Annotated in this window: 26 protein-coding genes; 19 read left to right on the top strand and 7 right to left on the bottom strand. The window is 63.6% G+C overall.

The window, feature by feature from the left end; genetic code table 11:
- Nucleotides 1-37: 37 nt before the first annotated feature.
- Nucleotides 38-760, bottom strand: coding sequence for a PEP-CTERM sorting domain-containing protein (locus AC3IQ7_RS08585; protein ID WP_489209008.1), 723 nt, complete (start codon nucleotides 758-760; stop codon nucleotides 38-40).
- Between AC3IQ7_RS08585 and AC3IQ7_RS08590 the strand changes: the two genes are divergently transcribed.
- The 5 genes from AC3IQ7_RS08590 (at nucleotide 759) to AC3IQ7_RS08610 (ending at nucleotide 6,386) form a co-directional block, all read left to right on the top strand.
- On the top strand, nucleotides 759-1,031 hold the full coding sequence (locus tag AC3IQ7_RS08590) for a hypothetical protein (RefSeq protein WP_489209009.1): 273 nt from the start codon (nucleotides 759-761) through the stop codon (nucleotides 1,029-1,031). The two genes, AC3IQ7_RS08585 and AC3IQ7_RS08590, sit on opposite strands and share 2 nt — an antisense overlap.
- A 146-nt stretch (nucleotides 1,032-1,177) precedes the next feature.
- A complete protein-coding gene (locus AC3IQ7_RS08595) occupies nucleotides 1,178-4,192 on the top strand; it encodes an ExeM/NucH family extracellular endonuclease (RefSeq protein ID WP_489209011.1) in 3,015 nt (1,004 codons plus the stop codon).
- 10 nt (nucleotides 4,193-4,202) lie between these two features.
- Nucleotides 4,203-4,859 (top strand): NF038129 family PEP-CTERM protein, encoded by a 657-nt coding sequence (locus AC3IQ7_RS08600; protein WP_489209013.1) that lies wholly within the window; start codon nucleotides 4,203-4,205, stop codon nucleotides 4,857-4,859.
- A 121-nt stretch (nucleotides 4,860-4,980) separates the two neighbouring features.
- Nucleotides 4,981-5,703, top strand: coding sequence for a winged helix-turn-helix domain-containing protein (locus tag AC3IQ7_RS08605; protein ID WP_489209015.1), 723 nt, complete (start codon nucleotides 4,981-4,983; stop codon nucleotides 5,701-5,703).
- Nucleotides 5,703-6,386: a LuxR C-terminal-related transcriptional regulator gene (locus tag AC3IQ7_RS08610; RefSeq protein ID WP_489209017.1), complete on the top strand. Its 684-nt coding sequence runs from the start codon at nucleotides 5,703-5,705 to the stop codon at nucleotides 6,384-6,386. The genes AC3IQ7_RS08605 and AC3IQ7_RS08610 overlap by 1 nt, the downstream gene beginning before the upstream one ends.
- Nucleotides 6,387-6,392: 6 nt before the next feature.
- On the opposite strand, the gene AC3IQ7_RS08615 is transcribed toward AC3IQ7_RS08610, so the two are convergent.
- A complete protein-coding gene (locus AC3IQ7_RS08615) occupies nucleotides 6,393-6,758 on the bottom strand; it encodes a protease inhibitor I9 family protein (protein WP_489209018.1) in 366 nt (121 codons plus the stop codon).
- Nucleotides 6,759-7,179: 421 nt separating this feature from the next.
- Between AC3IQ7_RS08615 and gspG the strand changes: the two genes are divergently transcribed.
- The 12 genes from gspG to AC3IQ7_RS08675 all read left to right on the top strand — a co-directional run bounded on the left by gspG (nucleotide 7,180) and on the right by AC3IQ7_RS08675 (nucleotide 17,298).
- Nucleotides 7,180-7,623 (top strand): type II secretion system major pseudopilin GspG, encoded by a 444-nt coding sequence (gene gspG, locus AC3IQ7_RS08620; RefSeq protein WP_034751618.1) that lies wholly within the window; start codon nucleotides 7,180-7,182, stop codon nucleotides 7,621-7,623.
- 36 nt (nucleotides 7,624-7,659) lie between these two features.
- Nucleotides 7,660-8,865: a type II secretion system F family protein gene (locus AC3IQ7_RS08625; protein ID WP_489209020.1), complete on the top strand. Its 1,206-nt coding sequence runs from the start codon at nucleotides 7,660-7,662 to the stop codon at nucleotides 8,863-8,865.
- A complete protein-coding gene (locus AC3IQ7_RS08630) occupies nucleotides 8,862-10,559 on the top strand; it encodes a GspE/PulE family protein (protein ID WP_489209021.1) in 1,698 nt (565 codons plus the stop codon). Before AC3IQ7_RS08625 ends, AC3IQ7_RS08630 begins: the two co-directional genes overlap by 4 nt.
- Nucleotides 10,552-11,370 (top strand): hypothetical protein, encoded by an 819-nt coding sequence (locus AC3IQ7_RS08635; protein WP_489209023.1) that lies wholly within the window; start codon nucleotides 10,552-10,554, stop codon nucleotides 11,368-11,370. Before AC3IQ7_RS08630 ends, AC3IQ7_RS08635 begins: the two co-directional genes overlap by 8 nt.
- A complete protein-coding gene (locus AC3IQ7_RS08640; protein ID WP_322427653.1) occupies nucleotides 11,367-11,915 on the top strand; it encodes a PilN domain-containing protein in 549 nt (182 codons plus the stop codon). Before AC3IQ7_RS08635 ends, AC3IQ7_RS08640 begins: the two co-directional genes overlap by 4 nt.
- Entirely contained in the window at nucleotides 11,912-12,475 is a 564-nt protein-coding gene (locus AC3IQ7_RS08645; RefSeq protein WP_099378977.1) for a hypothetical protein, read from the top strand. Before AC3IQ7_RS08640 ends, AC3IQ7_RS08645 begins: the two co-directional genes overlap by 4 nt.
- The gene (locus AC3IQ7_RS08650) at nucleotides 12,472-13,002 is read left to right on the top strand and encodes a hypothetical protein (RefSeq protein WP_322427655.1); all 531 of its coding nucleotides are present in this window, start codon (nucleotides 12,472-12,474) and stop codon (nucleotides 13,000-13,002) included. Before AC3IQ7_RS08645 ends, AC3IQ7_RS08650 begins: the two co-directional genes overlap by 4 nt.
- Nucleotides 13,002-15,044, top strand: coding sequence for a secretin N-terminal domain-containing protein (locus AC3IQ7_RS08655; protein ID WP_489210411.1), 2,043 nt, complete (start codon nucleotides 13,002-13,004; stop codon nucleotides 15,042-15,044). The genes AC3IQ7_RS08650 and AC3IQ7_RS08655 overlap by 1 nt, the downstream gene beginning before the upstream one ends.
- Entirely contained in the window at nucleotides 15,041-15,532 is a 492-nt protein-coding gene (locus AC3IQ7_RS08660) for a type II secretion system protein (protein WP_489209026.1), read from the top strand. Before AC3IQ7_RS08655 ends, AC3IQ7_RS08660 begins: the two co-directional genes overlap by 4 nt.
- A 3-nt stretch (nucleotides 15,533-15,535) precedes the next feature.
- Nucleotides 15,536-15,928 (top strand): type II secretion system protein, encoded by a 393-nt coding sequence (locus AC3IQ7_RS08665; protein WP_489209028.1) that lies wholly within the window; start codon nucleotides 15,536-15,538, stop codon nucleotides 15,926-15,928.
- A gap of 5 nt (nucleotides 15,929-15,933) precedes the next feature.
- Nucleotides 15,934-16,581 (top strand): type II secretion system protein, encoded by a 648-nt coding sequence (locus tag AC3IQ7_RS08670; RefSeq protein WP_489209030.1) that lies wholly within the window; start codon nucleotides 15,934-15,936, stop codon nucleotides 16,579-16,581.
- Nucleotides 16,582-16,803: 222 nt separating this feature from the next.
- On the top strand, nucleotides 16,804-17,298 hold the full coding sequence (locus tag AC3IQ7_RS08675) for an FxDxF family PEP-CTERM protein (protein WP_099378983.1): 495 nt from the start codon (nucleotides 16,804-16,806) through the stop codon (nucleotides 17,296-17,298).
- A gap of 68 nt (nucleotides 17,299-17,366) precedes the next feature.
- Here AC3IQ7_RS08675 and murJ read toward each other — a convergent pair whose 3' ends face one another.
- Nucleotides 17,367-18,914, bottom strand: a complete 1,548-nt coding sequence (gene murJ / locus AC3IQ7_RS08680) for a murein biosynthesis integral membrane protein MurJ (RefSeq protein WP_489209033.1) — start codon at nucleotides 18,912-18,914, stop codon at nucleotides 17,367-17,369.
- Between the two features lie 308 nt (nucleotides 18,915-19,222).
- On the opposite strand from murJ, the gene rpsT reads away from it, so the two are divergent.
- The gene (rpsT, locus tag AC3IQ7_RS08685) at nucleotides 19,223-19,489 is read left to right on the top strand and encodes a 30S ribosomal protein S20 (protein WP_010395935.1); all 267 of its coding nucleotides are present in this window, start codon (nucleotides 19,223-19,225) and stop codon (nucleotides 19,487-19,489) included.
- Between the two features lie 157 nt (nucleotides 19,490-19,646).
- On the opposite strand, the gene AC3IQ7_RS08690 is transcribed toward rpsT, so the two are convergent.
- From AC3IQ7_RS08690 to AC3IQ7_RS08700, 3 genes are all read right to left on the bottom strand, one after another.
- A complete protein-coding gene (locus AC3IQ7_RS08690) occupies nucleotides 19,647-20,090 on the bottom strand; it encodes a DUF192 domain-containing protein (RefSeq protein WP_322427660.1) in 444 nt (147 codons plus the stop codon).
- A 131-nt stretch (nucleotides 20,091-20,221) separates the two neighbouring features.
- On the bottom strand, nucleotides 20,222-20,545 hold the full coding sequence (locus tag AC3IQ7_RS08695; protein ID WP_489209036.1) for a hypothetical protein: 324 nt from the start codon (nucleotides 20,543-20,545) through the stop codon (nucleotides 20,222-20,224).
- A 110-nt stretch (nucleotides 20,546-20,655) separates the two neighbouring features.
- Nucleotides 20,656-21,219, bottom strand: coding sequence for a pseudouridine synthase (locus tag AC3IQ7_RS08700; protein ID WP_096234386.1), 564 nt, complete (start codon nucleotides 21,217-21,219; stop codon nucleotides 20,656-20,658).
- A 292-nt stretch (nucleotides 21,220-21,511) separates the two neighbouring features.
- Between AC3IQ7_RS08700 and icd the strand changes: the two genes are divergently transcribed.
- The gene (icd, locus tag AC3IQ7_RS08705) at nucleotides 21,512-22,765 is read left to right on the top strand and encodes an NADP-dependent isocitrate dehydrogenase (protein WP_099378987.1); all 1,254 of its coding nucleotides are present in this window, start codon (nucleotides 21,512-21,514) and stop codon (nucleotides 22,763-22,765) included.
- An 87-nt stretch (nucleotides 22,766-22,852) separates the two neighbouring features.
- Here the strand turns inward: icd and cspE are convergent, their stop codons facing one another.
- Nucleotides 22,853-23,056 carry a transcription antiterminator/RNA stability regulator CspE gene (cspE, locus tag AC3IQ7_RS08710; RefSeq protein ID WP_010395943.1) on the bottom strand — a complete coding sequence of 68 codons (204 nt, stop codon included), beginning with the start codon at nucleotides 23,054-23,056 and terminating at the stop codon, nucleotides 22,853-22,855.
- Between the last annotated feature and the right edge of the window lie 6 nt (nucleotides 23,057-23,062).

A 23,062-nucleotide genomic window follows, 5' to 3' on the forward strand; every position in this document is an offset into this window, starting at 1 on the left:
CCCTTGCGGGCCTTTTTTTATGCTGCAATGTGCAACGTTATTTGCTCTTGCGGCGGCGCGCCAGGGCGACGAGGCCCAGTCCGGCCAGCAGCATGGCGTAGGTTTCCGGTTCCGGCACGGCCGGGATTTCCGGCGTCACGGGGATGATGCTGCCGCCCGTGAAGCCGCCACCCGAACCGCCGCCGCCGACACTGTTACTGCCTGTAGGCAAGTTTTCACCCAGCGACGACGAAACGATCAATGGTGCCTGGGTGTCGCCGCTGCGGCCCTGGTACGAACGGCCCGGGCCACGGTAGCCGGCTGCGTCATCGAAAGGACGGTTTTCTTCGGCGGCCACGAAGTCGCGCGTGGCAAAACGGAAGTCGCGGTCGTCGCTGGCATGCACCTTGCGCGGTTCGCCGGCACCGGCACCGTCAGGCAACTGGCGCGCGGCCAGGCGGTGATTATTCTCGGCCGATGACGAATTGCGGAATTCCTGGTCGGACACGATGCCGTCAAATTCCGGCGTCTTGTTCGAGCCGTCGTTGGTGCGCGTGCCGGAGCCGATGAAGCCATTGGCCAGGCTGCAAGCGCTGTAGGTGCCGTCCAGGTTGGCATCTTTCGTATTGCCATTCGCCGATTGCGTGCTGGCCTGGCAATTCTTTTCATTCTTTTGCGCAGGCGCGGCCGTTTGTGCCTGGGCGCTGGCGCCGAAGAGCATCAAGGCTGCGGCCAGCAGCAAGGGACGGGAAGAGGCTGGCGTGAAAATTGGTGTTGGCATGATCGATCTCTCAAAAAGCATGGAAGGGTGCGCCGCTCGGCGCGTGTGTCCACATGCGATTGTTGCCGCTCCCGTCCAGGCTACTGTTGCGAGCAAGGTGGGGAGTGCGTTTCAAGGTCAGGCATGGATGGGGCCTGCACTACTGGGTCTGGTGTTGCCGTTCAATTCCTTGTCAGGAACTAAACTTATTTGTTTGAATTATATCATATTGTGCGGCCGTGTAACGGCCGGGATTGCTTTGCAAGGCATGGCGTTGTTGAATGGATACTGATGGCATGCGGCCGCGGGCGTGCATCCTGGCTGCGCGTTACTCCGTTCAGCTTAATGAAATGTCATCAACTCGTCATGCAGCCTGTTTAGTATGTACATTCGTATGCAAATCATAAGTTCGTTGTCATTTTACTGACCAGGAAAACCATGACTTCCCACCTTGCCGCCTCGTCCGTTTCGCCCTTGTCCCTGCGTAAACCCTTGCGCCTGACGGTCATGGCCGCCGTGCTGGCCAGCCTGTCCCTGCCAGCCCTGGCCGCCTCCGACATCGTCATCAGCCAGGTGTATGGGGGCGGCGGCAACACGGGCGCCGTGTACCGCAACGATTTCATCGAGCTGTTCAACCGTGGCGCAAGTCCCGTCAACCTGAGCAACTGGAGCGTGCAATACGCATCCGCCGCTGGCACGAGCTGGTCCGTGACGGCCTTGCCGGCTATCGATTTGCAAGCTGGCCAGTATTTGCTGGTCCAGCAAGCCAAGGGCACGGGCGGCACGCAAGACTTGCCCGCGCCGGACGCCACGGGCAGCCTGGCCATGTCCGGCACGGCAGGCAAGGTACTGTTGAGTAATAGCAAGACGGCGCAAACGGGCGCCAGCCCCACGGGTGCGGCCGTCATCGACCTGGTCGGCTTCGGCACGGCCAACGGCTTCGAAGGGGCCGTGGCACAAGCACCCTCGAATACCTTGTCTATCCTGCGCGCGAATGGCGGCTGCGGCGACACGGACGATAACAGCGTGGATTTTGCCACCGGCAGCGTGACGCCGCGCAATACGGCTTCGCCACTGAATGTCTGCGGCGACCCCGTCGTGCACCAGATCGTCACCAGTTGCCCCGCCAGCCTGGCCCTGGCCGTGGGCAATGGCGGCAGCGCCGTGCTGCGCGCGTCCGACGTGGATGGCGTCGTGAATGCCGCTATCTTGAGCTCGCCCGCCGTGGCCGGCATCAGCCTGGGCAACTTCAGCGCGGCCGGCGTGGCGGGCGAGAGCGCCATGGTCAGCCTGCTGGTGGCCGCTGGCGTGCCGGTGGGCAATTATCCCGTCATCGTGAATTTCAGCAATGACCAGCAGCAGACGGCGTCGTGCAAGATCGATGTCGCCGTGCAAGGCCTGGCCGCCGTCAGCCACACGATTCCGCAGATCCAGGGCGCGGGCGCCACCAGCCCCTACGCCAATTCCGTGCAAACGACGGAAGGCGTGGTGACCTTGAAAGTGGGCACGGGCTTCTTCATGCAGGACGCGGCCGGCGATGGCGACCCATCGACGTCGGACGGTATCTTTGTATACACGGGCGCGACGGCCACCACCGTGCAGCCGGGCGAACTGGTGCGCGTGACGGGCACGGTGGTCGAATACACGCCCTCGGGCGCGAAAAATTCCTATACGGAATTCAAGGACGTGACGGCCATCCTCACGCAAAGCGCGGGCCACGGCATCGTGCCGACGAATGTAACCTTACCGAACGATAAGCTGGCCGCCGTGGAAGGCATGCTGGTGCGCTTCACGCAACCGTTGACCGTGTCGCAAAACGCCTACCTGGGTGCGCGCGGCGAGCTGACCCTGTCGGCGGGCCGGCGCGAAGTGCCGACCAATCGCCATCCGGCTGGCTCCGCCGAGGCGCAAGCCTTGATCGCCGCCAATGCGAACAACCTGATTGTGCTCGATGATGGCATCTTCGTCACGCCACCCAGCATTCCGTATCTTGGCCAGGACAACACCGTGCGCAGCGGCGATACGGTGGCCGACCTGACGGGCGTGGTGGATTTCGGTGCCATCGGCGGTGGCGGCGCCGCCTACAAATTGCAGCCGACGCAAACGCCGCAATTCTCGCGCGACAATCCGCGCACGGGCAGCCCGGAACTGCCATCCGGCAACGTCAAGGTGGCCAGCGCAAATGTGTTGAATTTCTTCACGACTTTTACGAATGGCAACAATATCTTTGGCCAGACGGGGCAGGGCTGTACCGTGGGCGCATCGACCACCAAGAGCAATTGCCGCGGCGCCGACAACCTGGCCGAGTTCGAGCGCCAGCGCGACAAGATCGTCGCCGAGCTCAAGGCTATCGATGCGGACGTGGTGGGCTTGATGGAAATCCAGAACAATGGCGAAATAGCCGTCACTTACCTGGTCGAACAGTTGAACGCTGCCATCGGCGGCGTCACGTATGCCGTCGTGCCGAAACCGGCCGCCACGGGCACGGACGCCATCCGCGTGGCCATGATCTACAAGCCAGGCAAGCTGGGCCTGGTGGGCGGCGCCTTGTCGGACGCCAACGCCATCAACAACCGGCCACCGATGGCGCAAACTTTTCTTGCAAGCAATGGCGAGAAATTCTCGCTGATCGTCAATCACCTGAAATCGAAGGGCAGCTGCCCCTCGAGCGGGCTGGATGTGGACCAGAACGATAGCCAGAGTTGCTGGAACGCCACCCGCGTGCAGCAAGCACAGCGCCTGGTGGGCAGCTTTGTGCCGCAGGTGGCGGCCGCTGCCGGCGACGCGGACGTGCTGGTCATCGGGGACTTGAACTCATATGGTGCGGAAGACCCGATCCAGGTCATCACGGGCGTCGGCTTCGTCAACGAACTCGAACGTTTCGTGCGGCCGTCCGGCATGCCGTATTCGTACGTATTCGGCGGCCAGAGCGGCTACCTCGACCATGCACTGGCCAGTGCGTCGCTGAGCCCGCAAGTGGCCGGCGTGGCCGAATGGCATGTGAATGCGGACGAGCCGGAAGTGATCGACTACAACATCGACTCGGCCAAGCCGCAAGACTTGTACAACGGCTTGCCCTACCGCGCCTCGGACCACGATCCCGTCGTCATCAGCCTGGGCTTGCAACCGGCCTACCGCGACATCACGGCCGCCGTGGCGACAGCCAGCTCGGGCCTCACGTACAGCCGCGCGACGCAAAAATATACGGGCACGTTCTCGTTTACCAACACGGGCACGAGCGCCTTGAACGGTCCGTTCCAGGTGGTGTTCGGCGGCTTGCCGGCTGGCGTGACCCTGGCGAATGCCACGGGCAGCCATACGGGCGCCGCCTACGTCACCGTCAACGCGGCCGGCCTGGCGCCGGGCGCGACGGCCTCGTTTGCCGTCAGTTTCATCAATCCGTCGAAAGTGACGATCACCTACTCGGCCAGCATTTTCGCCGGCAACTTCTAAGGACACCATCATGCTGACAACGACACTTAATCTGACCCTGCGCCGCGCCGTGCTGGCCGCCATGCTGGCTGCCAGCTCCAGCGTGGCACTGGCGGATCCGCTCGGCTATCGCGTGGAAATCGACACGAGCCAGTTTTCGGGCGCCGGCTTCCTCGATTTCGCCTTTATTGCCGGTAACAGCCCCGCGCCCGGCGCCAGCGCCGTGCTCAGCAATTTTTCGGGCGCGTTCGGCGCGCTGGAATCGCTGGAAGGCAGTGTCAGCGGCAGCGTGCCCGGTACCTTGACCTTTGGAAACAGCGGCGCCTACAACGACTGGTTTCACAACGTGACCCTGGGCGGCAAGTTCGGTTTCAACGTCGTCTTCGGCGGTGATTTCCTGAACACGGCCGCTAACGCGGGCACGACGTTTGGCGTGGGCTTGCTCGACTACACCGGCACCACTTACCTGGGCAATGCGAATGGCAACCTCGTGCAATTCGAACTGACGCCGCTGAACGGTGGCTTGCCCGCCAGCATTACGGGCAGCAGCTACGCCAGCATCGCGACGATCTCGGCCGTGCCGGAAGCGTCGGAATGGATGATGTTGACGGGCGGCCTGGCGCTGATCGGTTTTGCCCTGCGCCGCCGTCAATCCGCCACACGCCCATCGTCTATTTATTTGAAATAGCTATAAATCAGGAAACTAAATTGTATTGGTCACCGTTTTACGCTTGATGCATAGTAAAAAACTTGTCGGGTAGTCTAGTTTTTTCATGGACTGCCGCCAACTTTTTTCGGGAGATGCATCGATGCCTGGCCATATCCTGGTGCTGGACCCTGCGCCCGCCATGCAAGCGCTGCTGGCGCATAACCTGGCGGGCGCCGGCTACCGGGTCAGTTACGCCGTGGATGCGCGCAGCGCGCTGGCGCTGCTGGCAATTGACCCGCCCGACGTGCTGTTGCTGGAATGGGAATTGCCGGATGCGTCCGGCATCGCGCTGCTGCGCCAGGTACGCCAGGATGGCGTGCTGTGCGACTTGCCCATCATAATGTTCAGCGCGCGCGACAGCGAACAGGACAAGGTGCTGGCGCTGGACAGCGGCGCCGACGATTATCTGTGCAAGCCTGTCGGCCCCCGCGAAATGCTGGCCCGCGTGCATGCGCTGCTGCGCCGGCGCGCGCCTGCGGCCTTGCGTGCAGGCGCAAGCACGGCCAGCGCCACCGCCTTGCGCCTCGATCCGCACACCCGGCGCGTGACGGCCGGCAAGGTGCCCGTGAATCTGGGCCGCGTGGAATTCAAGTTGCTGCATTTCTTCATGCACCATCCGGGCAGGGTGCATAGCCGCGCGCAGCTGCTGGACCAGGTGTGGGGCCATGCCGCGTATCTCGACGAACGCACGGTCGACGCCCACGTGGGACGCTTGCGGCAAGCCTTGCAGCCGGGCGGCTGCGGCCACCGCATTGAAACCGTGCGCGGCAGCGGCTATCGCTACCTGGCGCTTGATGCTTTTGACACCGCAGTGCGCGCCTGATGCTGCTGACGGGGAGGGAACAGGAATACCTGCTGCACGCCATACTCGGCGCGCATGGCATCGCCGTGCCCGGCGATTTCTTTTTGTGGAGCCAGGGGCCGCTGCAGGCGCTGCTGCCGCATGCCGTGCTCGTCTGCGCGCAGCTGGGCGCCGATGGCGGCGTGGTGCGCAGCGCGGCCTGGCATAGCGCGGTGCTGGCCGAGGCCGAGGTGCGGTCGCTCAGCGATCCGCGCCAGGGGCAGGTGGCGCGGCTGGCGCAAGCCTGGCGCGCAGGCGGGCGGCGCGTGGCCATCCTCGACGGAGTCCTCGTGCATGGCAGCGCGGCTGCGGGCGACGGCAGTTTTTTTGCCCTGTTTTGCGCCTCCTGCGCCTCCCGGCCTGACCCGGCGCGCCAGGCGTATGTGCTGGAATTGCTGCTGCCCTACCTGCATATCCATTGGCTGGCGCTGCCGGACGGAGCGCAGGCAGCGCCCACCGGCGCGGCGCGCGCGGCCAGTGCGCGCGAGCTGGAAGTGTTGCACTGGGTCAGCATCGGCAAGAGCAATGAGGAGGTGGGGCAAATTCTCGGCATCAGCGGCGGGACCGTGAAAAGCCATTTGCAGCGCATCTACAAATTATTGGGTGTGAGCAATCGCACGCAAGCCGTGTCGCGCGGCATCGCGCTGCGCTTGCTGGCCGCCTGAAGCCGTTTAGCGCTGCGGCCGGGGTGCGGCGGTTGTGTGCGTGCCGCCATCGTTGAACTGATCCTCGGTGCCGGGCGCCACGCGCGCCACGAGCGGGCTGGCGCGCAGGCGCGTGACTTCGTCCGGCGTCAGCAGGGCGGCAAAGCCGTTCAGCACGGCCGTATATTGGTATCGCACCGTGGCATCGGGCACCAGCGCCAGCACGGCGCGCCGGCCGGCTTCCCGCTGCGCCTTCCGCTGGGCCGCGTCAGGCGGTGTGGGCAGTTGCATGCTCAGTTGCACAATATACAGTTGGCGCTGCGCCGCCGCTGCGCCGGCCGGCAGTACGCTGGCGGCGGCCAGGATGGCAAGGCTGAAACGGATTGCAGACATGCAAGCTCCCAAGGCAGGCCGTATGGCCGCTCGTGCGCCGATTGTACGCCGGTCGCAAGGCGGGTGGCGCGCGACTTGCGTCAGGGAAAACGCGATGGTTTCCCTCGGAATTTTGTTGTTTTCAGTACAAACAAAAGATTGTATTAACCATAAGCGGCATGGTAGCCTGCTAAGTAAGCCTCGGGAAATTAGTGTGAATTTATGAGGAACAGAACCGGATGCTATGCAAGGCGCTCGCTGCGACGCAGTGCGAGCACTGCTAGCAGTGAGCAACGCCGCCTAGCGCCGGTTATGGAAGTCAGAAATTACAATAATTTATTGGGGTTACTTAGGCATCAGGCAGGCGCGCACCGCCTGTGCGCGGCCACTAGCGGCGCACATGGCGGCAATGTATTGAAGGTAGGCAAGAAGGAGTTACCGGATGCATGCAGCACACAGGCAGAACCTTGCGGCAACGCGCCATGCGCGCGGCTTTACCTTGCTCGAACTGTTGGTCGTCATCGTGATCATCGGCTTGCTGGCGGCATATGTCGGCCCCAAATATTTCGCCCAATTGGGCAAGTCCGAAGTAACGGTGGCCAAGGCGCAGATCGAGGCGTTTGAAAAATCGCTCGATACCTACCGCCTCGACGTGGGGCGCTACCCGACCACGGAAGAAGGCCTGGCCGCGCTGCTGGTCGCGCCGCCCGCCGCCGGCACACGCTGGAATGGTCCCTACCTGAAAAAGGCCGTGCCGCTCGACCCGTGGGGCCATGCCTATCAATACCGCGCGCCCGGCAGCAAGGGCGAGTATGACATCGTCTCGATGGGCAAGGATGGCCAGCCGGGCGGCAGCGGCGAGAACGCCGACATCAGCTCGCAATAGCGCCAGCGCCATTCTTTTTCCTACGGACAAGCCATCATGCAGTTCGAAGTACGCGCGCTTTCCACGGACCAGGCAGTTGCTACCTTGCATACGTGCGTGATCGACGGCCGCGACGAAGCCGACGCGCGCCGCCAGGCCGAGGCGCGCGGCCTGTTCGTCAGCGCCATCCGCCCTGTGCGGGCCACGCCGTTCAGCGCGGCCGGACGCCAGCGTGCGCGGGCCCTGCCCCTGCTGCTGTTCAGCCAGGAATTGCTGGCGCTGCTGAACGCGGGCCTGGGCATCGTCGAAGCGCTGGAAGCCTTGCTGGAAAAGGAAGCGTCGCCGGCCACGCGCAGCGTGCTCACGCGCCTGCTGGAAGGCTTGCGCGAAGGCAAGCGCTTTTCCGCCGTGCTTGGTGAGCAAGCGGAGCTGTTTCCGCCCTTGTACATCGGCATCGTCAAGGCGGCCGAAGGCACGAGCGACTTGCCGCGCGCGCTGTCGCGCTACATCGACTACCAGCAGCGCATCGATATGGTGCGCAGTAAAATCGTCAGCGCCGCCATCTATCCCGCCATCCTGCTGGCCGTGGGCGGCGGCGTCAGCGCCTTCCTGATCAGCTATGTCGTGCCCCGCTTCGCCGAGGTGTACCAGGGCGCCGGACGCAACCTGCCGTGGATGTCGCAAGTGATGCTCAGCTGGGGCCAGTTCGTCACGCAGCATGGCCTGCTGCTGTTGCTCGGGCTGGCGCTGGCCGGCAGTGTCGTGGTCACGGCCGTGCGGCGCGTGCTGCGCCATGGCGGCGTGGCGCGCCTGCTGGCGAAGCTGCCTGGCATCGGCGAACGCGTGCGCATCTATGAACTGTCGCGCCTGTATCTGACCCTGGGCATGCTGGCCGAAGGCGGCATCACCATCGTGCAGGCGATCGGCACCGTGCAGGCGATGGTCTCGCCGGGCATGCAGGCGTCGTTGCAGCAGGCGCGCGGCGCCATCGAGGCGGGCCAGCCGCTGTCGTCCGCGTTTGAACAGCATCGACTGACGACGCCGATTTCCCTGCGCATGCTGCGCGTGGGCGAGCGCACGGGCGACATGGGCCCCATGCTGACGCAGTCGGCCGCCTTTTACGACGGCGAAATCAGCCGCTGGATCGACCGTTTTACGCGCACGTTCGAGCCGCTGCTGATGGCCGCCATCGGCCTCGTCGTGGGCGCCATCGTGATCCTGCTGTACATGCCCATCTTTGACCTTGCCGGCGATATTTCATGATGCCCATAGCTGCCGAATCCACCGTGGCCATCGACCCTGCGTTGCTGCAGCGCGCGCGCATCCTGAGCCGCCAATCGAAGCGCAGCCTGGTCGAGGAATTGCAGGAGCTGAGCGGCATCGAGGCGCGCGCCGTGGTGCGCGAACTGGCGCGCCCGTTCGGCCTGGACGTACTGGAAACGGCCGACATGCTGGCCTTGTCTCCCGCCTTCGATGTGCTGCCCCTGTCGCAGGCGCTGGCGCGCCACAGCGTGCTGCTGCGCGCCGCCGATGGCCAGCTGGTGGGCGTGATCGCCGACCCCTTCGACCTCGACCTGCAAACCTGGCTGAATGCGCGCGCCGGGCAGGGCGCCTTGAGCATCCGTCTGGCGCTGCAGGCCGACATCGGCGCCTATTTGTCGAAGCAGGAAGAATCGGCGCGCGCCGTCGACAGCCTGCTGCCTGGCGCCGCCACGGACGCGCGGCGCGACGGCAAGACGGCCGCCGTGCTGTCGTTTGCCAGCGTGTCGGAAGCGGCCAGCCCCGCCGTCAAGCTGGTCAACTCGACCCTGTATGACGCGCTCAAAGCAGGCGCCTCGGACATCCACCTGGAAAGCACGGCAGGCGGCCTGGCCGTCAAGTACCGGGTCGACGGCGTGCTCGATCACGCCACGTCCGTCAACGGCATCGAAGTGGCCGAACACATTATCTCGCGCCTGAAAGTGCTGGCCGAACTCGATATCGCCGAGCGCCGCGTGCCGCAGGACGGCAGCTTCCGCGTCGAATCGGGCGGACGCGAAATCGACTTGCGCGTCTCCATCATGCCCAGCATCCATGGCGAAGACGCCGTCATCCGCATCCTCGACAAGCGCGCCATGATCGAGGCCTACGGCGCCCTGACCCTGGAAGCGCTGGGCTTTGACGCGCCATCGCTGGTCGCCTTGCGCGCGCTGGCGCAGGAAGCCTACGGCATGCTGCTCGTCACCGGTCCCACGGGTTCGGGCAAGACGACGACCCTGTACGCGGCGCTGACGGAAATCCATAACGGGCGCGAAAAGATCATCACCATCGAAGACCCCGTCGAATACCAGCTGCCCGGCATTCTGCAAATCCCCGTCAATGAAAAGAAGGGACTGACCTTCGCCAAGGGCTTGCGCTCGATCCTGCGCCACGATCCCGACAAGATCATGGTGGGCGAGATCCGCGACCGCGAGACGGCGGAAATCGCCGTGCAATCGGCGCTCACGGGCCATTTGGTGCTGACCACCGTGCATGCGAATAATGTGTTCGACGTGTTCGGCCGTTTTACGCACATGGGCATCGATCCATATGCGTTCGTCTCGGCCCTGAACGGCATCTGGGCGCAGCGCCTGATCCGCACCAACTGCCCCCATTGCGCCACGGAGTACACGCCCGACGACAGTGAGCTGGCCAGCGTGGGCCTGGCGCGTGCCGACGTTGATACATATCAATTCAAGCAGGGCAAGGGTTGCGGCGACTGCCGCGGCACGGGCTACAAGGGACGCCGCTCGATCGCCGAAATCCTCGTGCTGACCGATGAAATCCGCGAACTGATCGTCGATAAAAAGCCGATCCGCCAGATCAAGGCGGCCGCGTACGCGAACGGCACGCGCAGCCTGCGTCTGGCGGCGCTGGAACTGGTGAAACGGGGCGCCACCACCATCACGGAAATCAAGAGGGTCACCCTGCATGCGTAGAGCTTATGGACAAGGTTTGCGCCTGGGCGTGGCGGCGGGCAAGGTGAGCCTGTGGCGCAGCAGCCGCTGGCGCGCGCCCGCCTGGACGCCGCTGGGCGAAGCCGTGTACGTGCCGGACGTCACGCTGCACGGCGACTTTGCCGCCCTGGGCCAGGCGTTGGACCAGTTGCTGCCGGTGGATGAATACGCGGGCTGGCCCCTGTCCGTGGTGCTTGACGATGCGTTGGCGCGCCTGTGGCAAGTGGACATGCCACAAGGCGCGGCGCGCCTGGCCGATATCGAGGCGGCCGCCGCGCTGCGCTTCCAGTCGCTGTATGGCGATGCGCCCGGCCTGTGGCACAGCAGCAGCGCCTGGGATGCGCGCGCGCCGTTTTTCTGCGCCGTGCCCCGTGCGCTGCTGGCACAGTTGGCGCGCGTGGCGGCTGCACGCAAGCTGGCCCTGATTTTCATCACGCCGCAATTCGCGCGCCACTGGAATCGCTGGCACGGCGCGTTGAAGCCGGGCGCCTGGTTTGGCCAGCTGCAGGAGCACGTCTTGACCCTGGGCGTGCGGCACGATGGGTATTTGCGCGCCGTGCGCGCACTTCCCGTGCCGCAGGGCGCGGGCCAGGATTGGCTGCTGCAGGCGCTGGCGCGCGAGGCGCTGCTGCAAGGCGTGCCCGCACCGGCGCTGCTGCAGCTGTGCGGCGCGCCGCCAGCGGGCTGGCTGGCGCCGGCGCAAGCGTTCCACTGCCAGATTTTCTCCACGCCGGACGGGGAAGGCGCCTTGTCGCCGGCTGCCCGGCTGGCCCGTAGCGGAGGCGTGGCATGACGCGCCTCGATATCGATTTCGCGCCACCCAACTGGCGCCGCAGCCTGCACCGCGTTCCCGTCTGGGCGTGGATCACGGGGGCGCTGGGCGTGGCGCTGGCCGTCACGGCGGCGTACAGCGGCAGCGCCGCGCTGCAGCGCCAGCAGGCAAGCGAGGCGCATTGGCGGCTGGCGCAGCAGCGCGTGCTGGCCGCCACGCAGGGACCGGTGAGCGCACCGCAAACACCGATCGCACCGGCGCAGGCGGCAGCCGTGAATGCGGCCATCCTGCAACTGAATCTGCCGTGGCGCGACCTGCAGGATGCGCTGGCCAGCGCCACGCCGCCCGGTGTCGCGCTGCTGGCGCTGGAACCGGATGCGCGCAAGCGCGTGCTGAAGATCACGGCCGAGACGACCAGTAGCGATGCCATGGTGGCTTACATCGCGCAACTGAAGCAGCAGGAGCTGTTCGGCACGCGCGTGCAGTTGCTGCGCCATGAAATCAATGCGCTTGATCCGAACAAACCCTTGCGCTTCCAGCTCGAAGCGCGCTGGGGCACGCCATGATGGCCATCGACCTCGCAATCGTGCGCCTGCGCGCGCAACTGCTGTTGCGCCGCCTGGGGGCGCCCGCCTGCCTGGCCGTGGCCTTGCTCGCACTGGGCGTGGCCGCCTGGGCGTGGACCTGGCAGCAGCGCGCCGTGGCGGCGCGGCTGGAAGCGCGTCCCTTGCCCGTGCCAGCGCTGACCGTCGCCATCGCGGCGCCGCCGGCGACGGCCAGCGAGAACCTGGCGCGCTTTTATGCCGCCCTGGGACAGCAGCGCCACGCGGAGCAGCAAGTCAAGCAGCTGTTCGACCTGGCCGCGAAAAACGGCTTGCTGCTGGCGCAAGGCGAATACAAGAGCGGCTACGACAAGGCCAGCAAGGTCGCCACCTGGCAGGTGACCTTGCCGCTGAAGGGCAGTTATGCGGCCGTGTGGCAGTTCGCGCTGCAAGCGCTGCGCGCGGCTCCCTTCGCCTCGCTCGACGAACTGAGTTTCCGCCGCGAGCAGATCGCCGATCCGCAACTCGAAGCGCGCTTGCGCCTGACGTTTTATTTAGCTGACAGCGCGGGAGAAGCGCCGTGACGCCGCGGCATAGTCTCATGCTGGCCGGCGTGCTGGGCGCGGGTGCCTTGCTGCTGTGGGGCGAGCGCCAGCCCGTGGCCGAGGTGGCCGAAGCGGTCGAGCGGGCCGTCGCGCCCGCGCGCCATGCGGCAGTCAAGCCGCCAGCCGCGCAGCCGGCCATCCTGGCCCTGCTGCCGCGCAGCGAAGTGGCGGGCGAGGAGGGCGAGACCTTTGGCGGTGCCGATGGCGCTGGCGGTGTCTTCCAGAGCCAGAACTGGAATCCGCCGCCGCCGAAAATGGCGGTGACGGCCGCGCCCCCGCCGCCGCCGCCGATGGCGCCGCCGCTGCCGTTCGTCTACCTGGGCAAGGCGGCCGCCGACGGCGCCTGGGAAGTCTTTTTGTCGCGCGCCGACAAGACGTATATCGTGCGCGCCCATACCGTCATCGATGGCGCCTACAAGGTCGTGACGATCGCACCGCCCGTCATGACGCTCACTTATCTGCCGTTGAACCAGGTTCAGCAGCTCAACATTGGAGTTTCCGAGTGATGCCTCGTTCCTTTTCATCGGCGCTGCTGCCGCTACTGCTGGTGCTGCTGTCCGGCTGCGCCGGGCAGCAAGCCTACCGCGACGGGCGCGAGCTGATTGCGCAAGATCAAATACCGGCCGGCCTGCAAAAGCTGCAGGAAGCGCTGCAGCAAGACCCCGGCAACGCGCAATACCGCAGCGCCTACCTGCAGGCGCGCGAGCGGGCGACCGGCAACCGCTTGCAACAGGCCGAGCGCCAGGCGCAGGCGGGGCAGGGCGAGCTGGCGCGTGCTTCTTTCATGAGCGTGCTGGAAATCGATGCGCAGAACGAGCGCGCCAACAGCGGCTTGCGCGCGCTCGAACGTGAGCAGCGCCAGGGGAAATTGCTGGCCGATGCACGCACGGCGTTTGATGCAAAACAATACGACCCGGCGCGCCAGCGCCTGAACGCCATCCTTACGGAGCAGCCGAACCACGCCGGCGCGCGCGCGCTGCTGCGCGAAGTCGATGAAAAGACGGCGCCGCCCATCGTCGAATCGGGCCTGGCCAAGTCGTACAAGCAGCCGATCACGATCGAGTTCCGCGACGCGCCCTTAAAACAGGTGTTCGAGCTGATCGCGCGCCGTTCCGGCCTCAATTTCGTCTTCGACAAGGACGTCAAGGCGGATGCGAAAACGTCGATCTTCCTGAAAAACAGTACGGTGGAATCGGCCGTGTACTTCCTGCTGGTGACGAACCAGCTGGAACAGCAGGTGATGGATGCGAACACGATCCTGATCTACCCGAACGTGGCGGCAAAATTGAAGGAGTATCAGGAGGTGCTGGTAAAGACCTTCTTCCTGGCGAACGCGGACGCCAAGCAGGTGGCCAACACGCTCAAGACCATCTTGAAGACGCGCGACGTGGTGGCCGATGAAAAACTCAACCTCGTCATCGTGCGCGACACGCCCGAGGCGATCCGCCTGGCCGAGCGCCTGATCGCGCTGCAGGACGTGCCGGAGGCGGAGGTCGTGCTGGAACTGGAAATCCTCGAAGTCAAGCGCAGCCGCCTGATGGAACTGGGCGTGGCCTGGCCATCGAGCCTGACCCTGACGCCGCTTTCCACCTCGGGCGGCATCGGGCTGACCATCAACGACCTGAATAACCTGAACCAGCGCAGCATCGGCGTGAGCAACCTGGCCGTGACGGCAAACGCCAACAAGACGGATGGCGACGCGAACATCCTGGCCAACCCGCGCATTCGCGTGCGCAACCGGGAAAAGGCGAAGTTCGTCATCGGCGACAGGGTGCCTGTGGTGACCACCACCATTTCGCCGGGCACGGGCGGCTTCGCTTCCGAATCGATCAGCTACCTGGACGTGGGCTTGACGGTGAACGCCGAGCCGACCATTTATTTGAACAATGAGGTGGGCATCCGCATCTCGCTCGAAGTGAGCAACCTGGGGGCGGCCACCACCACCCGCAGTGGATCGACCCTGTACCAGATCGGCACGCGCCAGGCATCGACCATGCTGCAATTGAAGGATGGCGAAAACCAGGTGCTGGCGGGCCTGATCAACAATGAAGAGCGCAGCTCGGGCAACAAGGTGCCGGGCCTGGGCGACATTCCCGTGCTGGGACGTTTGTTCGGCAGCAGCAAGGACGATAGCCAGAAGACGGAAATCGTGCTGTCGATCACGCCGCACCTGGTACGCACGGTGCAGCGCCCGGAAGCGAAGGAGTCGGAGTTTTCCGCCGGCACGGAAGGCAGCTTCCGCCGCCGTCCCGACATGACGGCCAAGGCGTCCACGCAGATGCCGGGCACGGTGATCGTGCGTTCCGGCCCGTCTGCCGTCGGCATGCAGCCGGCGCCGGCGCAGCAGATGATGGCGCCGGGCGCGCCGCCGGCACCGCTGACGCAAACTTTGCCGCAGAGCGTGCCGGCGCCGGAAGTGGCGCCGTCGCCCGAGCCGGCCGCCTCACCCTTGCCGATATCGGCTGGCCAGCCCGTGCCGCTGCAGGCGGCGCCCCTGCCGTTCTCGTCCAGCCAGCCGGTGCCGGTGGCGCCGCCTCCCGCCAAATGAGACTGGCGCATGCGCAGGGTGGGCAAGGCGGCTTCACCTTGATCGAGCTGCTGGTGACCCTGGCCATCCTGGGCGTGCTGGCCACCCTGGTGATCCCCGTCACGCAGGTGACGGTGCAGCGGCGCCAGGAGCAGGAATTGCGACGCGCGCTGCGCGAGATCCGCCAGGGCCTCGACGCCTATAAACGGGCCGGCGACGAAGGCCGCGTCCTGCGCACGCCCGATGCCAGCGGCTATCCGAAAAGCCTGGAACTGCTGGTCGAGGGCGTGCCTGACCAGCGCAACCCGAAGCGCAGCAAGCTGTTTTTCCTGCGCCGCGTGCCGCGCGACCCGTTCAATATGGACGCGGGCCTGAGCGATGCGCAGACGTGGGGCAAGCGCAGCTACGCCAGCGAGGCGGCCGAACCGCGCGAGGGCGACGACGTGTACGATGTGTACTCGACTTCCAATAAGACCGGCCTGAACAACGTGCCTTACCGTGTATGGTGAACCATGCCTGTCCATGACCGCGCCCCCCGCACGCGCGGCTTTACCCTGATCGAGTTGCTGGTGGTGCTCGGCATCGTGGCGCTGCTGCTGACCCTGGCCGTGCCCCGCTACTTTCCCAGCCTCGACAAGGCAAAGGAAACCGTGCTGGCGGACAACTTGCGTAACCTGCGCACGACCATCGACCAGTTCCACGGCGATACGGGGCGCTATCCCGATTCACTGGAGCAACTGGTGGAAAAGAAATACCTGCGCGCCATGCCCATCGACCCCATCACCGACAGCGACAGCAGCTGGCTCATCGTGCCGCCACCGGACGACACGCCGGGCCAGGTGTATGACGTGAAAAGCGGCGCGCCCGGCAAGGACCGCAGCGGCACGCCGTTCGCCGACTGGTAGCGGCCATGCACCGTCCTGCGCGCCGCCAGCGTGGTTTCACTTACCTGGGCCTGATCATCCTGGTGGCCATCCTGGGCCTCGTGGGGGCGGCCGGGCTGAAGATGGGTTCCCTGTTGCAGCGCCAGGCGGCCGAGCAGGAATTGCTCGACATCGGCGCGCAGTTTGTCGATGCACTGCAGAGTTACGCGGGCGCCACGCCAGCGGGCCAGCCGCCGCAGCCGCCGACCCTGGCCGCCTTGCTGCGCGATCCCCGCTTTCCGCAGGTGCGCCGCCATTTGCGCAAGCTGTATGTGGACCCCATCACGGGACGCGCCGAGTGGGGCTTGCTGTACCAGCCCGGCAGCCAGGGCATCATCGGCGTGCATAGCCTGTCGTCGTCTGCGCCTTTAAAAGTGGGTAATTTCGAGGCCCGTTTCACCGGTTTCGAAGGCAAGTCGCACCTGTCCGAGTGGCAGTTTGTTGCCGGCGGGCCCGTGCCGCCGGCGGGACTGGCCCTGGTGCCGGCAGACGCCGTCGCGCCGCCCTCCGCCGCTCCGCCAGCGTTGTTTCCGCCGCCGCATCCTGTTGCGCCAGCGCCCGAACCGGTACCGCACGAGGTGGTGGCGCCGGACGAAGAGAGCGGCGCAGAACAGGAAGCGCGCAATGCGCTTTAACCATAAGTCAACAACGAAGTATCCAAGGGCAACTATTTTCACTTGGAAATTCATCTTGACTCATAACCATTTCATAGAGGAAACACTTTCAATAAATGAAATTTCGATAAAATAATTACAAGTAATTTAATGTCTTTATGCTACCATTCCGCTTGGTGCTTTCAGTACTAAAGCGATGGCTGACCCACTTGGCGGCCATAAATTACTTTTAAGGGATAATTTATGAAATTGAAATTTATCGCGGCAGGCATTCTGGCTGCAGCATCGTTCAGCGCATCGGCGGCCACCTACAATTTGGGCATCCTGGACCCGAGCGGCTTCGATACGCGGGCATCGATCACCACCAATTTCGCCGCCAATTCGGTGGTCGATGATTTGTGGACCTTCAAGCTGCTGACCCCATCGTCGACCTCGTTTGGCGCATTGCAAACGTTTTCCGTTGCCGAAGGCGCGATCAGCAACTTCGCCGCCACACTGGTGGGTTATGGCGACCTGACCCTGACGTCGGTGGCTGGCATCCAAAGCCTGAGCTGGGCCGGTTCCCTGGCTGCGGGTACCTATGAGGTGCGTGTGTCAGGCTTGAGCGGTTTGCAGAATGGCCAGTACGTGGGCACGGTCTCCGCCTTGCCCGTGCCGGAACCGGAAACCTACGGCATGTTGCTGGGCGGCCTGGCGCTGGTCGGCTTCGCGGCCCGCCGCGCCCGCAAAGCTGCCTGATTTTTATTGGCTGGAATGACAAAACCCGCCGAGGCGGGTTTTTTTGTTTCTTGTTACGTGTGCGATTGTTACGCGTGGCGCTTGAAATCACGGAAGCGGAAGCCAACGAGGAACAAGGTGGCAAAGTACGCCACGCCGCATAGCGCCACCACCAGGGCCAGCGCGCCCGCCCGCAGCAGCGGATGGGCTTGCATAGCGATCCAGTCGATGCGCATGGCGCCAAGATACGCCACGCCGCCCATCACGATGAGTGCCGGCAGCAGGCGCAGGAAGAATTTGGCCCAGCCCGGTTTCGGCTGGTAGATGCCGCGCTTGCGCAAGCCCCAGTACAGAAAAGTGGCGTTCAGGCAGGCGCCCAGGCCGATCGACAGGGCCAGGCCGGCCACGGCGATGTAGGGCACGAACAGCAGATTCATCAGCTGCGTGGCGATCAGCACGCCGATGGCGATTTTCACGGGCGTGCGGATATCCTGGCGCGCATAAAAGGCGGGCGCCAGGGTTTTTACCAAGATGATGCCGATCAGGCCCAGGCTGTAAGCCACCAGCGGCTGCGTGGACATGGTCACGGATTCGGCCGTGAACTTGCCGTAATGGAAGAGGGTGGCGATCAGCGGCGTGGCCAGGGTCGCCATGCCGACGGCGGCAGGCAGGGCCAGCAGGAAGGTCAGGCGCAAGCCCCAGTCCAGCAGGGCCGAGTATTCCGTCTTGTCGCCATCCACGTTCGCTTTCGACAGGCTGGGCAGCAAGATGGTGCCCAGGGCCACGCCCAGCATGGCGGTGGGGAACTCCATCAGACGGTCCGCGTACGACAGCCAGGAAATGCTGCCTTCGGCCAGGCGCGACGCGATGCTCGTGTTGATCATCAGACTGATCTGCGCTGCCGAGACGGCGAACACGGCCGGCCCCATCTTCTTCAATACGCGGCGCACGCCGCCGTCGGACAGGCCGATGGCGGGATTGATCGACAGGCGCGGCAGCATGCCGATCTTGATCAGCGCGGGAATCTGGATCGCCACTTGCAGCAGGCCGCCGGCGAACACGGCAATGGCCATGGCGTAGATCGGCTGCGCCAGATGGGGCGCGAGGAATAGCGAGGCGGCGATGAACGACAGGTTCAGCAGCACTGGCGTGAACGCGGGAATCTTGAATTCGCGCCAGGTATTCAAGATGCCGCCGGCCAGGGCCACGAAGGACATGCAAGTAATATATGGGAACATCAACCGCGTCATCCACACGGCCGCGTCAAAGGCGCCCGGATCCTTGGACAGGCCCGTGGCGATCGCGTACACAAACCATGGCGCGCCCACGATGCCGATGGCGGACACGAGCAAGGTGGCCCAGACGAGGGTGGTGGCCACATGGTCGGCCAGTTGCTTGCTCGCTTCCTGGCCATGCTGGTTCTTGTATTCTGACAAGATCGGCACGAACGCTTGCGAGAACGCGCCCTCGGCAAACAATCGGCGCAACAGGTTGGGGATGCGGAAGGCAACAATGAAGGCGTCCGTGTAGGCGCCGGCACCAAAGGCGCGCGCGAACAGGCTTTCGCGCAATAATCCGGTTACACGGGACAGCATGGTCATGCTGGAAATGGCGGCGAGGGTTTTAAGCAAGTTCATGGGGGCAGATTATAGCCGGGCGCAGTACCGGCAAACGGTTAAAATATGGTAACAAGCGGGTAACAAGCGCCGCCTATTCGCCCTTGCCAGCCCCATTTTCACGTGTTTTTGACGTGGCACACGGTTTTTTGATTTGCCCCCGCTTGAAAATATCGCTATAATCGAAGGCTGTACAGAATTCTGTTACGCAGACACTAATGTTTGACAGGCACTGGTTTGGCACACATGGTTCGGCAGACGCACAGAACGCACCGGTTGGCAAACACTAATGTTTGCAAACGCACTTTGACCCTGTTTTAGGAAATTCCATGGCAAATACCGCACAAGCGCGCAAACGCGCTCGTCAAGCAGTTAAGCAAAACGCACACAATTCGTCCCAACGTTCGACCTTGCGCACGGCTATCAAAGCTGCTCGCAAAGCGATCCAGGGCGGCGACAAGGCAGCTGCTGCTGCAATCTTCCAAGCATCCGTGTCGACCATCGACCGTATCGCTGACAAGAAGATCATCCACAAAAACAAGGCAGCTCGCCATAAGAGCCGTCTGGCAGCTGCTTTGAAAGCACTGTCCGCTTAATATTCGCCAGCAGGCAAGCCACTACAGTGGCCTTGTCTGTGCCGGTACGCTGGCACTGGTTGAAAAGCAAAAACCCGCAGATTCATTCTGGCGGGTTTTTTCGCGTTCTTTTTCGCGGTTTTTCGCGGCCGTGTCCGCAGCGGACAGCGGCCACCGCCTAGCGCGCGGCCGGCAAGTTGCCGATGCTCATGCCTGGCTTGATGTTCTTTTGCTTGAACCAGCCCAGGTGCATTTCCAGCGCATAGCGCACGGGCACGGTCTTCGTCGAGCAATGGCTGTCGAGCGTGTGCGGCTGCATGTCTTCGATGTTGACGATCTTGCCGCTGGCGTCGATAAAGGCCACGGACAGGGGCAGTGGCGTGTTTTTCATCCACATGCATTGCGTCGATGGATTGCCAAAGACGAACAGCATGCCCGCATTGGCCTCCATTTTTTCACGGTACATCAAACCCTGTTCGCGCTGCGCTTCCGTGGCGGCCACTTCCGCCTGGATCAAGTGCATGCCAGCCGACAGTTGCACGCCCTTGGTTTGTGCTTGGGCAATGCTGGCGCAGGCCAGCAGGGCGATGGACAGGCTGAGACGGCGTAGGGAATTTTTCATGGGGCGGGATGGTGGCTGCGAAGCGGCGATTAAGCCATGCTGGCGGCTGCCTGGTCAAGCATGCTGCCTGTCCGCGCCGAAAGCGTGGGGTTACAGCAACATGGCTGTTGCCGTAACCCCGGGAACTGCACTTACTTCACGGGCTTGCCAGCTTCAGCAGCCGGCTGCTTCGTCTTGCGCGCCTGGGGAATCATGCGTGGCGCATCGGTCGCGGCCGAAGCCTTGGTTGATGCACCGGAACGCGCCGCATCCGTCGCGGCCGAAGCGTTGACGGTGGCCGAGGCCGGCGGCACCGGCTTGACGGCGTCGGTAGCTGCCGACGCATGGCTGGCTGCCGAAGCGGGTGGCGGCTTGACGGCATCGGTCGCGGCGGAAGCGTGCACCTTGGCGCCCGATTGCGCCAGTGCGGCGCCAGCAAGCAGGGAGGCGGCCAGGGCCAGAATTACTTTTGTCATCATCTTTCCTTTTCTATCATGTTAAGGTGGGATGATTTTAATGCATTATCTAAAAATAAATAGTGCTTATTGGCAAAATTCGATGCCGAGGCTGTTTTTTCTTGCCCCGCTCACGCTTTTCCTATGTTCTCGGCCGGCACCTCGCACCATTCGCCGGGCAGCAAGGGATGGCTGGCCAGCGAGAACGGGCCGATGGCGCTGCGCACCAGGCGCAGGGTGGGCAGGCCGACGGCTGCCGTCATGCGCCGTACTTGCCGGTTTTTTCCCTCTTTCAAGGTGATCGCCAGCCACGAGGTGGGTTTGTCGGCGCGCGCGCGGATCGGGGGATTGCGTGGCCACAGCCAGTCCGGCTCGGCGATGCGCACGGCCTTGCACGGCTTGGTGATGAAGTCGCCCAGGTCCAGCGGCGCCTGCAGGCGCGCCAGGCTGGCCGCATCGGGCACGCCGTCGACCTGCACCAGGTAGGTTTTCGCTTCCTTGCGGTCCGGGTGGCTGATCTCGTGCTGCAGGCGGCCATCGTCCGTCAGCAGCAGCAAGCCTTCGCTGTCGGCGTCGAGCCGGCCAGCCGGGTAGATGCCGGGGATGGTGAGATGGTCGGCCAGGGTGGCGCGGCCATCCTGCGGCGAAAACTGGCACAGGACCTGGAATGGTTTATTGAAGAGGATGAGTGGCATGCTGGTAAAGGAATTGATGTAAGCGATGGTGGCTGCTGGTCGGCGCCGCAAAAGCGTGGCGCCCTGTAAGATACTGGTGCATAATGTGAAACGTCAGTCTTATGTCTTATAGAAGACTTGAGGCGGTATGGCAACGAGGTTCTTTGGCGCCGCGGATGGCCCGGGTGTTCTTTCCCTGCTAAAGTGCGTTGTTGCCGCCATGTTCGGACTTGTTTTTGTAAACTCTGCAACCGCAGAGCGCGTCGCCGGCCTGTGTTGCCCGCCAGCGGTGTGTCCCACTTCGGAGATCACGATGTATCAACATATCACTGTACCTGCTGACGGCCAAAAAATCACCGTCAACGCCGATTTTTCGCTGAATGTACCAGATAATCCCATCGTTCCCTTCATTGAAGGCGATGGCACGGGCATCGATATCAGCCCGGTCATGATCAAGGTGATCGACGCTGCCGTGGCCAAGGCCTACGGCGGCGCGCGCAAGATCAGCTGGATGGAAATCTACGCGGGCGAAAAATCGACGAATGTGTACGGTCCCGATGTGTGGCTGCCGGAAGAAACCCTGGAAGTGCTGAAAGATTACGTCGTTTCCATCAAGGGCCCGCTGACCACGCCCGTGGGCGGCGGCATCCGCTCGCTGAACGTGGCCTTGCGCCAGCAGCTCGATCTGTACGTCTGCCTGCGTCCCGTGCGCTACTTTACGGGCGTGCCATCGCCCGTGAAAGAGCCGGAAAAGACGGATATGGTGATTTTCCGCGAAAACTCGGAAGATATCTACGCCGGCATCGAATACCAGCAGGGTTCGCCCGAAGCCAAGAAATTGATGGATTTCCTCGTCAATGAAATGGGCGTGACGAAAATCCGCTTCCCGGCCACGTCCGGCCTGGGCATCAAGCCCGTCTCCATCGAAGGCACGGAGCGCCTGGTGCGCAAGGCCATCCAGTACGCGATCGACAATGACAAGCCATCCGTGACGATCGTGCACAAAGGCAACATCATGAAGTACACGGAAGGCGGCTTCCGCGACTGGGCGTATGCGCTGGCGCAAAAGGAATTCGGCGCCGAGCTGATCGATGGCGGTCCATGGTGCAAGTTCAAGAACCCGAAGACGGGCCGCGACATCATCGTCAAGGATTCCATCGCTGACGCTTTCCTGCAACAGATTTTGCTGCGTCCGGCCGAATACAGCGTCATCGCCACCCTGAATTTGAACGGCGATTACATTTCCGACGCGCTGGCGGCGCAAGTGGGCGGCATCGGCATCGCGCCGGGCGCGAACCTGTCCGACTCCGTCGCCATGTTCGAAGCGACGCACGGTACGGCGCCGAAGTACGCTGGCAAGGATTACGTGAACCCCGGTTCGCTGATTTTGTCGGCGGAAATGATGCTGCGCCACATGGGCTGGCTGGAAGCGGCGGACCTGGTCATTTCCTCGATGCAAAAGTCGATCGCCTCGAAGCGCGTCACCTATGACTTTGCCCGCCTGATGGAAGGCGCCACGCAAGTGTCGTGCTCCGGTTTCGGCGCCGTGATGATCGAGCACATGTAACACGAGGGGCAGGGTGCTGCGCACCCTGCGGACGAAAAAAAACCCCGTCAGGAGACGGGGTTTTTCACATCTGAGGGCAGGCGATGCTTAGGCTGCTTGGATGTTGGAAGCTTGCTTGCCTTTAGGGCCTTGCGTGACTTCGAATTGAACTTTTTGACCTTCTTTGAGGGTCTTGAAACCGTTCATGTTGATTGCGGAGAAATGAGCAAACAAATCTTCGCCGCCATCATCTGGAGTGATGAAGCCAAAACCTTTGGAATCATTGAACCACTTAACTGTACCTGTTGCCATAAAAAG

Source organism: Janthinobacterium sp. GL_088 (assembly GCF_057837845.1).

What these genes read in the sequence shown, in the direction of transcription:
- AC3IQ7_RS08590 (WP_489209009.1), top strand. Translation starts at nt 759, where the DNA reads ATGATCGATCTCTCAAAAAGCATGGAAGGGTGCGCCGCTCGGCGCGTG.
- AC3IQ7_RS08585 (WP_489209008.1), bottom strand. Translation starts at nt 760, where the DNA reads ATGCCAACACCAATTTTCACGCCAGCCTCTTCCCGTCCCTTGCTGCTG.
- AC3IQ7_RS08595 (WP_489209011.1), top strand. Translation starts at nt 1,178, where the DNA reads ATGACTTCCCACCTTGCCGCCTCGTCCGTTTCGCCCTTGTCCCTGCGT.
- AC3IQ7_RS08600 (WP_489209013.1), top strand. Translation starts at nt 4,203, where the DNA reads ATGCTGACAACGACACTTAATCTGACCCTGCGCCGCGCCGTGCTGGCC.
- AC3IQ7_RS08605 (WP_489209015.1), top strand. Translation starts at nt 4,981, where the DNA reads ATGCCTGGCCATATCCTGGTGCTGGACCCTGCGCCCGCCATGCAAGCG.
- AC3IQ7_RS08610 (WP_489209017.1), top strand. Translation starts at nt 5,703, where the DNA reads ATGCTGCTGACGGGGAGGGAACAGGAATACCTGCTGCACGCCATACTC.
- AC3IQ7_RS08615 (WP_489209018.1), bottom strand. Translation starts at nt 6,758, where the DNA reads ATGTCTGCAATCCGTTTCAGCCTTGCCATCCTGGCCGCCGCCAGCGTA.
- gspG (WP_034751618.1), top strand. Translation starts at nt 7,180, where the DNA reads ATGCATGCAGCACACAGGCAGAACCTTGCGGCAACGCGCCATGCGCGC.
- AC3IQ7_RS08625 (WP_489209020.1), top strand. Translation starts at nt 7,660, where the DNA reads ATGCAGTTCGAAGTACGCGCGCTTTCCACGGACCAGGCAGTTGCTACC.
- AC3IQ7_RS08630 (WP_489209021.1), top strand. Translation starts at nt 8,862, where the DNA reads ATGATGCCCATAGCTGCCGAATCCACCGTGGCCATCGACCCTGCGTTG.
- AC3IQ7_RS08635 (WP_489209023.1), top strand. Translation starts at nt 10,552, where the DNA reads ATGCGTAGAGCTTATGGACAAGGTTTGCGCCTGGGCGTGGCGGCGGGC.
- AC3IQ7_RS08640 (WP_322427653.1), top strand. Translation starts at nt 11,367, where the DNA reads ATGACGCGCCTCGATATCGATTTCGCGCCACCCAACTGGCGCCGCAGC.
- AC3IQ7_RS08645 (WP_099378977.1), top strand. Translation starts at nt 11,912, where the DNA reads ATGATGGCCATCGACCTCGCAATCGTGCGCCTGCGCGCGCAACTGCTG.
- AC3IQ7_RS08655 (WP_489210411.1), top strand. Translation starts at nt 13,002, where the DNA reads ATGCCTCGTTCCTTTTCATCGGCGCTGCTGCCGCTACTGCTGGTGCTG.
- AC3IQ7_RS08660 (WP_489209026.1), top strand. Translation starts at nt 15,041, where the DNA reads ATGAGACTGGCGCATGCGCAGGGTGGGCAAGGCGGCTTCACCTTGATC.
- AC3IQ7_RS08665 (WP_489209028.1), top strand. Translation starts at nt 15,536, where the DNA reads ATGCCTGTCCATGACCGCGCCCCCCGCACGCGCGGCTTTACCCTGATC.
- AC3IQ7_RS08670 (WP_489209030.1), top strand. Translation starts at nt 15,934, where the DNA reads ATGCACCGTCCTGCGCGCCGCCAGCGTGGTTTCACTTACCTGGGCCTG.
- AC3IQ7_RS08675 (WP_099378983.1), top strand. Translation starts at nt 16,804, where the DNA reads ATGAAATTGAAATTTATCGCGGCAGGCATTCTGGCTGCAGCATCGTTC.
- murJ (WP_489209033.1), bottom strand. Translation starts at nt 18,914, where the DNA reads ATGAACTTGCTTAAAACCCTCGCCGCCATTTCCAGCATGACCATGCTG.
- rpsT (WP_010395935.1), top strand. Translation starts at nt 19,223, where the DNA reads ATGGCAAATACCGCACAAGCGCGCAAACGCGCTCGTCAAGCAGTTAAG.
- AC3IQ7_RS08690 (WP_322427660.1), bottom strand. Translation starts at nt 20,090, where the DNA reads ATGAAAAATTCCCTACGCCGTCTCAGCCTGTCCATCGCCCTGCTGGCC.
- AC3IQ7_RS08695 (WP_489209036.1), bottom strand. Translation starts at nt 20,545, where the DNA reads ATGACAAAAGTAATTCTGGCCCTGGCCGCCTCCCTGCTTGCTGGCGCC.
- AC3IQ7_RS08700 (WP_096234386.1), bottom strand. Translation starts at nt 21,219, where the DNA reads ATGCCACTCATCCTCTTCAATAAACCATTCCAGGTCCTGTGCCAGTTT.
- icd (WP_099378987.1), top strand. Translation starts at nt 21,512, where the DNA reads ATGTATCAACATATCACTGTACCTGCTGACGGCCAAAAAATCACCGTC.
- cspE (WP_010395943.1), bottom strand. Translation starts at nt 23,056, where the DNA reads ATGGCAACAGGTACAGTTAAGTGGTTCAATGATTCCAAAGGTTTTGGC.